A 12,153-nucleotide genomic window follows, 5' to 3' on the forward strand; every position below is an offset into this window, starting at 1 on the left:
CCCCTATTGAAATGTTTTCGCAAGATGATATTCCTCTTCAAACGCTTTTATTTCATGTTCTTTTCTCTCATCCGACCATTGCAGCTCATGAGCGAGCTCTTCTCCCACCATTCGATACACTGGCTCCAGTGTATCCCTCTCGAAGAATAGTCTGCCACTGCGACGAATCAGAAAATCGCTCATGGTCATAACCATTTCTTCCTCTACAGCGTAGCGCAGTTCTGCTTTCAACAGTGCTTCGATTGGAGACACATTTTGATCATTTTGTGTCAAAAGCTCCTGGCACATCGTTACGATTTGCTCACTGTTGCTTCCATATTTCCCAACCAGAACGCGGATTTGCTCCTCGGTGATTCCCCATTGGCTCAGCCGCTCTGCCTGTGCTTTCACAAATACAGGAATCTTGGCTGCTGAGTCAAATTTTCCGCCAGAGAGGACGATTTTGTCTGTCCGACAAGCTCCAAATGCTCTGCCCTCTTCTTCGGTCAACTGCTTGACCACTACATCGACAATGCGCTCGGCCATCTTGCGGAAGCCCGTCAATTTTCCACCTGCAATCGTAATCAGCCCGCTTTTGGAATAGAAGATCTCGTCCTTGCGTGACAGTTCGGATGGGGACTTGCCATCTTCATGGATCAGCGGTCTGAGCCCTGCCCAACTGGAGCTGACATCCTGTTCCGTCAGCTTCACAGAAGGGAACATCTCGTTCGCGGCATTCAATACATACTCCATGTCTTCTTTCGTCACCGTTGGCCGCTCCAGCACACCTTTGTAATTCGTGTCAGTTGTACCGATATACGTACTGTTATTGCGCGGAATGGCAAACAGCATGCGTCCATCGGATACATCGAAATAAACGGCCTGTTTCAGCGGCAACCTGTTATATGGCACGACCAGATGGACACCTTTTGTCAGGTGGAGGCGCTTGCCGTACAAGGAGTGGTCTTTTTCTCGAAGCTGATCCACCCAAGGACCTGCTGCGTTGACGATTTTTTTGGCATGGAGATTGTACTCCGCACCTGTAAGCAAATCCTTCGCGCGAATTCCGATGACCTTGCCGTTCTCATAAATAAAGCCAATGGCTTCAGTATAGTTCACACAGAGCGCTCCGTGCGAGCTTGCTGTTTTCATGACCTCAACGGTAAGTCTAGCATCATCTGTCCGATATTCGAAATAGAGCCCGCCGCCCTTGAGAATATCTCGGCGCAAAAGCGGTTCTGCCTCCACGGTTTTCTGCTTGTTCAGCATGATGCGTCGTTCTTTTCTTTCGACTCCAGCCAACACATCGTACACATATAAACCAATAGAGGTTGCCAACTTGCCATAGGTACCATTTTTCACGATTGGCAAAATCATTTTTTCCGGGATGACGATATGTGGCGCATTGCGATACAAAATAGCTCGCTCCCGGCCTACTTCCCGCACCAGCTGCACATCGCCCTGCTTCAAATAGCGCAATCCTCCATGAACGAGCTTGGTAGAGCGACTGCTAGTGCCCGCAGCGAAGTCCTGCTTTTCCACGAGTCCAACGCTAAGACCTCTCGTGGCTGCATCGAGGGCAATACCCGCTCCTGTCACCCCACCGCCAATTACCAAAAGATCGAGTTGCTTGTTTGCCATTTTATCCAGACAAGCCTGGCGTTGACTTGAAGATAATGCATGTTGATCGTTCATCGTTCTCCTCATCCTCTCTAAAAGAAAAAGACAGCCAATATCCAAAAGAAGCAATGCAATGTCATTGCCCTTCTGATACTGGCTGTCTCCGTAGTCTCCACAGCATGATTAACTTATCTCTAACTTTAGACCTCTTTTATGCAAAAATCAATGCCTAATCTTGTAACCCATCGTTGCCGTAACAGCTTGCTTCCAACCTGCGTACAGCTCTTGGCGCACTTCCTCTGCCATATCTGGTGAGAAGGAGCGCTCCACCACTTTGTTATTCACAATATCTTCTTTGCTGCCCCAATACCCGACGGCAAGCCCTGCCAGGTAAGCTGCTCCCAGTGCGGTCGTTTCATTGACACGCGGACGCTCTACCTCTGAATTCAGGATGTCGGACTGGAACTGCATCAAAAAGTTGTTTGCCACGGCTCCACCATCTACCGCCAGCTTTTGCAGCCGGATGCCGGAATCAGCCTCCATCGCTTCAAGCACATCCCGTGTCTGATAAGCCAAAGACTCCAGCGCTGCCCGAATCAAATGATCTTCCGTCGTTCCGCGGGTCAAGCCGAAGATCGCGCCTCTAGCTTCCATATCCCAATAAGGCGCTCCCAAGCCAACAAAGGCCGGAACCATATAAACACCATCTGTACTGTCAACAGCGAGTGCGTGCTTTTCCGAATCCGATGATTTTTCGATCAGCTTGAGTCCGTCGCGCAGCCATTGAATCGCCGCACCAGCCACAAAAATACTGCCTTCCAGGGCGTACTCTACCTTGCCATCCACTCCCCAGGCAATGGTTGTCAACAACCCGTTTTTGGATGCAACTGCCTTTTCTCCGGTATTCATCAGCATGAAGCAACCTGTTCCGTATGTGTTTTTGGCCTGACCTTCCGCAAAGCACGCCTGCCCAAACAGCGCAGCCTGCTGGTCTCCGGCAATCCCGGCAATCGGAATCTGGAATTCGAAAAGCTTCTCGTCTGTGTAGCCGTACATTTCGCTGGAAGGACGGACAGCTGGCAGCATGGCTTTCGGAATTTGCAGCATGCTCAACAGCTCGTCATCCCACTCTAGGGAATGAATATTAAACATCAACGTGCGTGAAGCATTGGAATAGTCGGTCACATGCACCAGACCATTGGTCAGCTTCCAAATCAGCCACGTATCAATGGTTCCAAACAAGAGGTCGCCTTTCTCTGCTCTTTCCCGTGCTCCCTCCACATGATCGAGCAGCCATTTTACCTTTGTGCCAGAAAAGTAAGCGTCTATCAACAGTCCTGTCTTTTCACGAACGGTTTGCTCATGACCTTGCTCTTTCAACTGGTTGCAAATATCGATGGACTGTCTGCTTTGCCATACAATCGCATTGTGGATGGGCTTTCCTGTGTGCTTATCCCATACCACGGTTGTTTCCCGCTGATTGGTAATCCCGATTCCTGCGATTTCTTCCGGTTTCACATGATTCTCCAGTAAAACCGCTTTCAAAACATCCAGCTGTGATTCCCAGATTTCCTCGGCATTGTGCTCTACCCAACCCGGCTTCGGATAGATTTGCGTGAATTCCTTCTGGGCAACGCCGATAATAGCACCTGATTTATCGAATAAAATAGCGCGAGAGCTCGTGGTTCCCTGATCGAGGGAAAGCATATATTTATTGTCCATGACAACTTCCTCCTTCACTCATTTGGAATCGCATTCATTCTTTCCTGTATGTCTAGGAACGCGCACTTTCGGATGCGATTCGCTCCTTGCTGCCGATTGATTTTTTGGTTGTCATGCCGACCACGATAGCAATCACCATGAAAGCCGCTAATGCTATTACACCTGTCAGCGAGTGGTCTGTAAACGTCCATTTGTAAAAAAATGCTCCACTTACAGCTCCAATGATAGGTCCAACAACAGGAATCCATGCATAGCGCCAGTTGGACTTTCCTTTGCCGTGGATGGGCAAGAGAGCATGGGCGAGACGAGGTCCTAAGTCACGGGCCGGATTAATCGCATAACCAGTAGTACCGCCAAGAGACAAACCGATTGCAACAATCAGGAAACCAACAATAAACGGATTAAGTCCTTCTGCAAATTTATTCGCTCCGATCGCCAGTAGACCGAGCACCAAGAAAAACGTACCTAAAATTTCGCTGAAGAGATTTGCGACTGTATTGGGAATCGCGGGACCTGTTGCAAATATCCCCAGTTTGGCTCCTGCATCATCCGTCTCACGCCAATGCGGGTAATAAAAGATCCAGACGAATGTCGCTCCCATAAACGCCCCAATCAGTTGAGCCGCTATATAGCCTGGCACTTGCTCCCACGGAAATTGACCGATGCTAGCCAGTGCAATGGTAAGTGCCGGGTTCAGATGCGCTCCGCTAATGCTTCCTACTGCATAAGCTCCGCAAGCAACTGCCAGCCCCCAACCTAGCGTAATCACAATCCAACCGCCGTTTTGGGAATACGCCTTTTTCAAGTTCTGTCCGGCGCAAACACCTGCCCCCAAAATGATCAAGATCATTGTCCCGATCAGTTCCCCTACATAAATGGACATGCCCCATCCTCCCCCTTTTTGGAAAAATTGTAAACCGACTTCCGTAAAGCGCTTACAATTCGCCAACTCCTTTGTGGTTTGACTGGAGAGAAAATAAAAAAGCTAATACCCGCAACCCAAGAGCGAATGCTCTCATTTTGCAAATATTAGCTGATCTCCCAATCTCCACAGCGCTATTAACTTAAGACCTACTATATAGCCACGGCTTAAAATTTGTCAAGAATTCCTTTCCTTCACTTTTGCCAGTTCTCGCATCAAGCTCGGCAAAAAGAATAATGGGTAAATCAACAGGTACAGGTTCGGAATCCACCAGGACCAATCAAAATCTGCCTTGAACGCCCAAAAAGCGATTGCCTGCAAACCCGAACAGGACGTCAAAACGAGTGACAGCATGGCGAGCGGCTTCCAGATGTGCCGCCCTCTGCGATAAGCATACAGACTGGCAAAGCCCGTGATGGAAATGAAAATATCCAATGGAAAAAAGGACAGGTTCCATGCGAGCAAATTGGGGTCGTAGTAATCCTGATACAAGTATTCTACAGGGAGAAGCTCCAAAAATGTAATGAACCAGTACACGACAAAAGCCACATCGGTGACCCAGAAGAACACTAGCATTGTCCTTACATTTTTCTCACTCATTTCGCCTCTGCTACTCCTGTATCTTTAGAAGATTGTGCGTGAGAGCTGTCCCCCAGATTCAACAGCACACAGCCCACGATGATCAGTCCGACAGCAATTACTTTTTTGACAGTGAAGGCATCCTTGAAGATCACCACACCAATAACCGCAATGATCGCCGTGCCGAGACCTGACCAGATAGCATAGGCAGTCCCGACCTCCATTTCCTTGAGCGCCAAGCTCAGCGACGAGAAGCACAAAATATAAAAGATAAACATCATCACACTAGGGACAGGCTTGCTCAGTCCGTCAGACAGCTTCATCGATGTTGTTCCAGCCACCTCTAGTAAAATAGCCATTAATAGATAAACCCAACTCATTATGTTCCTCCTGCTTCCTTGTTTGAAGATGAAGAATCTACGATACCGCCTAGTAAAATGTCGATGACCGCATCCAGTGCATCGCCAATCGTCATATGATGCTGGTTCGCTAACTGTTGATCAATCAGTTGGTTGAGCGTCCCGGTATACATCTGAATCAAGATCGGGAGCCGGATACGACGAAACACGCCCTCCTCTACGCCTTGCTCCAGAATGATCCGAACATGCTCCCACTCCTGTTGATTGAACTCGTCGATCAGCTTCCATTGCTCGGGATAGTAGCGCTTCAGCTCGTACCACACGCGCAGGTCGGTTCGCGAGAAGTTGTTCGGAACCAGAGCCAGGAGCTGTCGCATTTTTTCTACCAAATCGAGGTCAGGATCATGCAAAATCCGATCTTCTGCTTTACGCAAATCCTCGATGTTTTCTTCAATGACTTTAGTGATCAAGGCTTCTTTGGATGGAAAGCTCGTATATAACGTCTTGGTGCTAACACCTGCGCGCCGAGCTAAATCGGACATAGTGAAACGGACGCCCTTGGTCTCAATCTCATGATAAGCGCATTGGAGGATTCGCTCCTGCATGTTCTTATCCCCTTTCGAAAACAAGGAAAATATTATGTTTTTCATATTTTCCAAAACGTACTTTTAGCATAACGGTGTACGCTTGCCTTGTCAATAACCGTCAAACCACGCTTGGCTCAGTGCCTTGATACCGGGATCGATTTTTTCCAATGGAATGCCCGCGAAGCCGAGGAAAAACTCTTTTGGCAGGGGATTGGGTGGTACCAGCCATGTAAACGATGCCGACGAGGCTCTCACACCTGCCTGAATCGCCAGCTTTTTCAACTCCTCTTCGCTTCGCTCGCTGTGTACCCGCAACAGGACATGAAAGCCCGCATCAGCTCCGATGACTGTCGCTCTTTCGCCAAAATGCTTGTGCACAGCCAGCAGCAGCGCATCATGCTTTTTGCGGTACAGCTTGCGCATTTTGCGAACATGCTTTTCGAAATATCCTTTTTCCATAAAAGCTTCCATCGTCCGCTGATGCAGACGGGATGAGGATGGTTCCAGCAGTGTCTCGCGCAGCAGGCTATAGTACGTATCCAGCAGAGATTCTGGCAAGACCATGTACCAAATGCCCATCGCTGGCGCCAACACCTGCGCAAAGCTTCCCATATAAATAACACTCGCATCTGGGAGCAAGCCTTGCATGGACGGAATCGGTCTGCCATGGTAACGAAACTCTCCGTCGTAATCGTCTTCGATGATGTACCCTCCCACACTTTTGGCCCATTCGAGCAATTGCAGTCGCTTGGATATAGGCATGATCATCCCACGGGGGTATTGATGAGCAGAAGAAACGGCAGCCAACCGAACCTCTGACTCATAAAGGTCACTGACGTTAATTCCGTCCTCTTCAAGTGAGATCGGCACCACGTCGTAGCCGTGCTGGCGAAACGTATTGGCAAACAGCAAATACCCCGGATTTTCTACGCCGATGCGTTGGAACTGTGGCTTTACCATCAGACAGATCAGGGACAGCAAGCCAAACTGGTCCGCCCCAATCACCACTTGATTCGGTGAACAAGCGACACCCCGATACCTGCGCAAGTAGTCGGCGATTTGGCTCCTGAGTCCAGCCTCGCCTTGTGGGTCTCCATAAAAAAGATTCTCCTGCTGCTCTATGTGAAGTGTCTCATTGTACAAACGCCGCCAAATCAAGGTTGGAAATAACGAAAAATCATTGCGGGAGAGATGAAAGTCATAGACGTATTCCCGCTCGTCACGCAGTATAGGCCGCTGGACGGCTTGAATGCTCGCACCAGCACCCGGCTTCACCTCAGGATCAGGCAATTTCTCCACATAGTACCCACTGCGCGGTTTGCTTTGGATAAAACCTTCCGCCAGTAGCTGCTGGTATGCCATTTCAACAGGTGTTGTGCTTAAGCCCAGCAGGTCAGCCAGCTTGCGAACGGACGGCAGTTTGCTACTCACCGCCAAGCGTCCTGCGACGATCTCCTTTTTCAAATAAGCATAAAGCTGTACGTATTGCGGCTCGTTGTCGTTTTCCTGCCAGTTTGGGGTCAAGAGCATCTCGATTTCCCCCTCCATCTGTCCTTTTCATTTTTACAAAACTGCATATTTTCAAGTATACACTTGCTCGTTATCCTAAGAAAAAGAAGTTTTGAACGAACAGGGAGGACACCGACTATGTCTATGTCACGACAAGAAAATACAAATGCAGCGGTTCGCTTTTTGGAAGGAGAACGCGTCTTTTTGCGACCGATTGGCACAGAAGATACCGAATTATACTTCCGCTCCTTGTTCAACAAGGAAACGCGTATGCTGACCGGTACCCAAAAGCATTTCACGCGTGAGCAAATCCACCAGTACATCGCAAACAAAGGCCAGGACTCTTCCAGTGTCCTCTTATTGATCTGCCTGCGTGAAAATGATCAGGTGATTGGCGACGTCCAAATTGGCGATATCGATCCGAATAATCGCAACGCTTTTATCCGAATTTCTATTGATCAGAGTGCCTATCAAGGAAAAGGCTACGGAAGTGAAGCCCTTTTGCTGATGCTCGATTATGGTTTTGGCATCCTCAATCTGCACCGCATCGAGCTAAATGTATTCGCCTTTAACGAACGCGCCATCCATACGTATGAAAAGCTCGGCTTCCAGCGGGAAGGCGTACAGCGACAAGCGCTTTATTACAACCATGCCTATCACGACTCCATTCTCATGTCCATGCTGGCAGATGAGTATCGGGCGAAGTATTTGAAATAGCAATTGAAAAACGCACCGGGGGATACCGATAATCCAACCCAGGTGCGTTTTTACATTTCGGCTTGGTCTCCACAGAAAAGGATTCACTGTAGGTAAATATGGCCAGGAAGGAGTATAATTATTTAAATGGTAAGAAAATCCACCCGTATCCCAGTAATCCCTTCAAGAAAGAGAGATTGATATGAAAAGAAAACTCCTGGTCGCCCTAGGCTTGTCCATCGTGCTGAGTGTATTGACGGGTTTCCAATCTGCATCAGCCAACACCTTGCAACAGTCTTTACAATCTACGCTTGTCCCTGTTTCAAAAATGGAGCTTCCTGCAAAAACCATCATCGGGTTTGGAGAAGCTACGCATGGCAACAAGCAATTCACTACGCTGAAGCTAGATATTTTTAAGTATTTGGTAGAAAAACAAGGTTATCGCGTATTTGCCATTGAAGGTGATTTTGGCGGTGGGCAAAAGGTCAATGAATACATTTTAGGCGGAAGCGGAACTGCACAGGATGCCGCAAAAGCCATCGGATTTACGATTTACCATACAGAAGAAATGGCCGCCCTTCTCTCTTGGATGCGCACCTTTAATGACCAACGGGATGCCAAAGATCAAATTCATTTTTATGGCTTTGACATGCAACGCTATCACCATAACAAAAGCGGGCTATTCTCCTATTTGAAAAAAGTTGATCCGACACTCGCCACCAAGTACGAGAAGCTGCTTACGAATCTGAATGATCAGACGGTGTATGATCAAAAGATCGCCCTCGTACAGGAAGCGCTCACTCACATAAAAAGCTTGATGGAGCAGATGAAACAAAACCAATCTGTTTACATCGCGAAAAGCTCTACGAAAGAATATGAGCTGGCTACTGCCTTCGCAGAATCCATCAAGCAAAACGCCACATTGCGCGGAACAAACACGAACTATGGCAACACCCGTGATCGCTATATGGCGGACAAAGCAATGTGGATTTTATCCTTTGAAAAGAAACATTACGGTCGCAATAACATGTTCATCGCCGGACATAATGGACACATTGAAAAGACCTCCACTACCGCAGGAATGACAACCTGCATGGGGGCACATCTCGCAAAAGCCATGGGGGACCACTATTACGCAATCGGAAGTGAATTCTACGAAAGCACCTTCCTTGCAAAGGACACCACTACCAATGAGCGCAAAGCATTTACTGTAAAAAATAGTGGCAAAGATCGGCTGGCTGTTCTGTTTGCACAGACAAACATGGCGGATGGATTCCTTGATTTTGCCAAAGCAAAGCAGCATCAGGATTTTTACACCTATCTGAATAAAGCCCAGTCCATCAGTGCAATTGGTGATGTTTTTAGTGGATGGTACGGAAAAATGGAGAAGACGTATACGTTGCAGATGGTTCCAGCAAAAGCTTTTGATGCGATCATCTTCGTGCGAACGGCTACTCCTTCGGTTATGATAACGGATTAACGGATGGAGATTTGCCTGGTTAAAAAATTACGGCAGCCAATGAAACTGGCTGCCTTTTATTGTGGGTATGCGATTATTGCTCCAATACCTTTTCAAGCTGACCGCACCAATTGCTCCAGCCATACTTGGCTCCACCCAGTGCTTGAGCATTTGAGATTCCGGTTTGTTCGAGATGAAGGTTAACCTTTCCGTCCCCTAAATCCTGCAACGTCCAGGTGACCGTGTGCTTTTCTCCTCCACTGCACCACGTATAGGACAACCGGTGTGGTTCTTCCACGATAAGCACTTCGCCGTCAACAATTCCATCCCAATATTCGGTCGGCTGAGTGCGAAACTGAAAGTGATGTCCGATGACGGGCTTAAAATTATTTTCCATCGCCTGTCCGGTATGGATGTTAACCATCCACTTGGCAAGCTTGTTTGCATCGGTTAAAGCGGACCAGAGCTTCTCCATCGATGTCTTGTACTGAAAATCCAGGGATAATGTTAAACTCATTCTTCTTCCTCCTCTAAAAATTGGTTTAAGCGCAACATATTCGTATTCCAGAACTGGGTATAGAAAGCCAACCAATCTTGAATTTCTCTAAGTGGAGCGGCGTTTAGCCTAAATCGCGTTTCTCTGCCGACTTTTCGGTCAAGTACCAGTCCGGCCTCTTTCAGGATTGTCAAATGCTTGGATACCGCTGTACGCCCCATTTGAAACTGTGCCGTTAATTCATGAAGCGGCATCTCCTCTGCCTCTGCTAACAGGCGAATCAGTCTACGCCTGGTTGGATCTGCAATCGCATCAAACACATCCCGTAACGGGTTGTTCTCGCTCACAACACTCCCTCCAAAATCTGATTTTCTGTAGTATGGTGGGGACAGCCGTTAATTTCTGTAACCTCCCTAAAGTTTGCGGCTCTTCGGACGTAGCGCCCACGAGGCGATATTCAGCGCAGCGTACGAAAGCGGAAGGATCATGTAAAACCCGTACGCTCCATAATCGTTCGCCAGCGCATGAGATAAAGCCGCACCAGTCATTAAAAAGAAGATACCAGCGTGAACCCATTCTTTAAGCCGAGGAAAACCTGGGATGATGAGAGCAATGGCTCCAAGCACTTTCCAAATCCCGAGAATGGTCAAAATGTATAGCGGGTAACCAAGATTCGTCACTAACTCGATGTTTCCCCCAAATTGCATCAGCTGTCCAATACCACTTAGCATAACAGCTACTGCGAGTAGTAATGTGACTGACCAATAGGCAATCATTTTTCCTCGGGGATTGGTTTCTGCTTTCGCGATTGTTTCCACACCGTTACTTTGACCCATATGTTTCCCCCTCATAATGGTTTCAAATGAAACTTATTCAAATTCCAAACTTTCCAAATGACTAATTTCCAATTGGACACCAAATAGTGTCACTTTGATAATACGACACCATTTGGTGTCCTGTCAACAACGTTCTTTACCAAAGCCAGTGTATTTGTCCCCTGACTGCATGCTAAAAAGCCCCGGCGCGTTCATGCCGGAGCTTGGTGATTGTCACTCGATTCTGGATAACTGCCTGTTAACGTAACCCTTGACTAAGTTCTACGAGCTTATCCTTCACATTTCCAGTGCTAAGTCCCCCGTGGTAACAAATCACAGATGAAATGTCGAGGTCTACATACTTTTTCAACGAGAGTCTAGCTGCATTCATATCTGGTGTGGTCGGGACATGGATACCTTCGAGAAACCCATTTACACTGTACATCGAATCCCCGGCAATGAGGGTCTTGCTTTGCTTTACATACAGGCTAATATGACCGGGAGTATGCCCAGGAGTATGGATGGCGCGAATCCCGCCGCAAAACGGCAGTTCCTGACCGTCGCTCACGATATAGTCCACTCTGCCTTTTGGAGGATTCTCAAGGTGCCCGTCTTTTAAAAGTGGGAATTCCCCTTGAATATACGGCTTATCCAGTTCGTGTGCATAAACGTGAACCTGATCCCCATACTCCTGCAAAATCTCTGGAAGACTACCGATATGATCAACATCCTGATGCGTCAAAATCACAGCTTTTAGTTTGTTGAACGGTACCCCTGTCTTTTCCATGGCCACGCGTATATCTTCCATTTGTCCTGGGAATCCGGTGTCTATTAAAACAGCCATGTCTTGATCCCACAAAAGAACGGGATGAATGATATTCCCATGAAAATCTAGATGAAGCATTTCTACTCCGTTTGAAATTTTCATTAATCAGACCACCATTCGTAAAATTTGATTTTTACGTAATTTTATATTATTATGTTGGTTCCGTTTTTGTCAACATCTGTAAACTCTTCTGTATAAAGTGCTCGAGATAGCAATCCAAAAGAAACGAACTTCGGTCAGATTAAGCAGCGGGCGCTCGCGAGGCGAATGCCTTACGCTCTTGAACATGAAGTTGAAGACATGGAAGCCATGATCGATGCCGCTAGAGGTACGGCTTATCTTACGGTCATTCTTCGGGTGCTATATTGGCACTTGAAGCCGCCCTGAAGCCACTCCTCGTTAGTTTAAAGAATCGTTGAATTTATCGCTTTAGTCTTCCGGTGAATACTGGGAACGTGCTTGTTTCGAACCGATCATAAAAAAAAGCCATTCCTTAAAGGAATGGCTTCTTCATTCATTCAAAACTGGATCTGCATGATCGATTGCTAAGAGTGTGTGGATAAGTCCTCGACCGATTAGTATTC

Annotated in this window: 13 protein-coding genes and 1 rRNA gene (1 of these 14 running past the window's edge); 2 read left to right on the plus strand and 12 right to left on the minus strand. The window is 47.5% G+C overall.

Translation table 11 applies throughout. The features are described 5' to 3' along the window. Nucleotides 1-3: 3 nt before the first annotated feature. The 7 genes from HP567_RS27785 to pdxR form a co-directional block, all read right to left on the minus strand. Nucleotides 4-1,674 (minus strand): glycerol-3-phosphate dehydrogenase/oxidase, encoded by a 1,671-nt coding sequence (locus HP567_RS27785; protein ID WP_173609860.1) that lies wholly within the window; start codon nt 1,672-1,674, stop codon nt 4-6. A 147-nt stretch (nt 1,675-1,821) separates the two neighbouring features. After that, nucleotides 1,822-3,321 carry a glycerol kinase GlpK gene (gene glpK, locus HP567_RS27790; protein WP_173609859.1) on the minus strand — a complete coding sequence of 500 codons (1,500 nt, stop codon included), beginning with the start codon at nt 3,319-3,321 and terminating at the stop codon, nt 1,822-1,824. 52 nt (nt 3,322-3,373) lie between these two features. Next, a complete protein-coding gene (locus HP567_RS27795; protein WP_173609858.1) occupies nt 3,374-4,204 on the minus strand; it encodes an MIP/aquaporin family protein in 831 nt (276 codons plus the stop codon). A 216-nt stretch (nt 4,205-4,420) separates the two neighbouring features. After that, on the minus strand, nt 4,421-4,843 hold the full coding sequence (locus tag HP567_RS27800) for a YvaD family protein (RefSeq protein ID WP_173609857.1): 423 nt from the start codon (nt 4,841-4,843) through the stop codon (nt 4,421-4,423). Beyond that, the gene (locus HP567_RS27805) at nt 4,840-5,202 is read right to left on the minus strand and encodes a DMT family transporter (RefSeq protein WP_048034755.1); all 363 of its coding nucleotides are present in this window, start codon (nt 5,200-5,202) and stop codon (nt 4,840-4,842) included. The genes HP567_RS27800 and HP567_RS27805 overlap by 4 nt, the downstream gene beginning before the upstream one ends. Further along, on the minus strand, nt 5,202-5,786 hold the full coding sequence (locus HP567_RS27810) for a TetR/AcrR family transcriptional regulator (RefSeq protein ID WP_173609856.1): 585 nt from the start codon (nt 5,784-5,786) through the stop codon (nt 5,202-5,204). Before HP567_RS27810 ends, HP567_RS27805 begins: the two co-directional genes overlap by 1 nt. Nucleotides 5,787-5,876: 90 nt before the next feature. Beyond that, nucleotides 5,877-7,298: a MocR-like pyridoxine biosynthesis transcription factor PdxR gene (gene pdxR, locus HP567_RS27815; RefSeq protein WP_173609855.1), complete on the minus strand. Its 1,422-nt coding sequence runs from the start codon at nt 7,296-7,298 to the stop codon at nt 5,877-5,879. Between the two features lie 117 nt (nt 7,299-7,415). On the opposite strand from pdxR, the gene HP567_RS27820 reads away from it, so the two are divergent. After that, entirely contained in the window at nt 7,416-7,994 is a 579-nt protein-coding gene (locus HP567_RS27820) for a GNAT family N-acetyltransferase (protein ID WP_173609854.1), read from the plus strand. A 181-nt stretch (nt 7,995-8,175) separates the two neighbouring features. After that, nucleotides 8,176-9,453, plus strand: coding sequence for an erythromycin esterase family protein (locus HP567_RS27825; protein ID WP_173609853.1), 1,278 nt, complete (start codon nt 8,176-8,178; stop codon nt 9,451-9,453). Nucleotides 9,454-9,526: 73 nt separating this feature from the next. Here HP567_RS27825 and HP567_RS27830 read toward each other — a convergent pair whose 3' ends face one another. The 5 genes from HP567_RS27830 to HP567_RS27850 all read right to left on the minus strand — a co-directional run. Continuing rightward, nucleotides 9,527-9,949, minus strand: a complete 423-nt coding sequence (locus HP567_RS27830; protein ID WP_173609852.1) for an SRPBCC family protein — start codon at nt 9,947-9,949, stop codon at nt 9,527-9,529. Continuing rightward, on the minus strand, nt 9,946-10,275 hold the full coding sequence (locus HP567_RS27835) for an ArsR/SmtB family transcription factor (RefSeq protein ID WP_173609851.1): 330 nt from the start codon (nt 10,273-10,275) through the stop codon (nt 9,946-9,948). The genes HP567_RS27830 and HP567_RS27835 overlap by 4 nt, the downstream gene beginning before the upstream one ends. A 66-nt stretch (nt 10,276-10,341) precedes the next feature. Beyond that, on the minus strand, nt 10,342-10,764 hold the full coding sequence (locus tag HP567_RS27840) for a DoxX family protein (protein ID WP_173609850.1): 423 nt from the start codon (nt 10,762-10,764) through the stop codon (nt 10,342-10,344). A 238-nt stretch (nt 10,765-11,002) separates the two neighbouring features. Then, a complete protein-coding gene (locus tag HP567_RS27845; RefSeq protein WP_173609849.1) occupies nt 11,003-11,671 on the minus strand; it encodes an MBL fold metallo-hydrolase in 669 nt (222 codons plus the stop codon). Between the two features lie 453 nt (nt 11,672-12,124). Further along, nucleotides 12,125-12,153 (minus strand): 23S ribosomal RNA (locus HP567_RS27850); it runs 2,900 nt beyond the window's last position.

Origin of the sequence: Brevibacillus sp. M2.1A (assembly GCF_013284355.2) — a bacterium.
In the GTDB taxonomy this organism is placed as follows: Bacteria; Bacillota; Bacilli; order Brevibacillales; family Brevibacillaceae; genus Brevibacillus.

Excerpts from the sequence above, each read along its gene's own strand:
- HP567_RS27785 (WP_173609860.1), bottom strand. The coding sequence starts at position 1,674 with ATGAACGATCAACATGCATTATCTTCAAGTCAACGCCAGGCTTGTCTG.
- glpK (WP_173609859.1), bottom strand. The coding sequence starts at position 3,321 with ATGGACAATAAATATATGCTTTCCCTCGATCAGGGAACCACGAGCTCT.
- HP567_RS27795 (WP_173609858.1), bottom strand. The coding sequence starts at position 4,204 with ATGTCCATTTATGTAGGGGAACTGATCGGGACAATGATCTTGATCATT.
- HP567_RS27800 (WP_173609857.1), bottom strand. The coding sequence starts at position 4,843 with ATGAGTGAGAAAAATGTAAGGACAATGCTAGTGTTCTTCTGGGTCACC.
- HP567_RS27805 (WP_048034755.1), bottom strand. The coding sequence starts at position 5,202 with ATGAGTTGGGTTTATCTATTAATGGCTATTTTACTAGAGGTGGCTGGA.
- HP567_RS27810 (WP_173609856.1), bottom strand. The coding sequence starts at position 5,786 with ATGCAGGAGCGAATCCTCCAATGCGCTTATCATGAGATTGAGACCAAG.
- pdxR (WP_173609855.1), bottom strand. The coding sequence starts at position 7,298 with ATGCTCTTGACCCCAAACTGGCAGGAAAACGACAACGAGCCGCAATAC.
- HP567_RS27820 (WP_173609854.1), top strand. The coding sequence starts at position 7,416 with ATGTCTATGTCACGACAAGAAAATACAAATGCAGCGGTTCGCTTTTTG.
- HP567_RS27825 (WP_173609853.1), top strand. The coding sequence starts at position 8,176 with ATGAAAAGAAAACTCCTGGTCGCCCTAGGCTTGTCCATCGTGCTGAGT.
- HP567_RS27830 (WP_173609852.1), bottom strand. The coding sequence starts at position 9,949 with ATGAGTTTAACATTATCCCTGGATTTTCAGTACAAGACATCGATGGAG.
- HP567_RS27840 (WP_173609850.1), bottom strand. The coding sequence starts at position 10,764 with ATGGGTCAAAGTAACGGTGTGGAAACAATCGCGAAAGCAGAAACCAAT.
- HP567_RS27845 (WP_173609849.1), bottom strand. The coding sequence starts at position 11,671 with ATGAAAATTTCAAACGGAGTAGAAATGCTTCATCTAGATTTTCATGGG.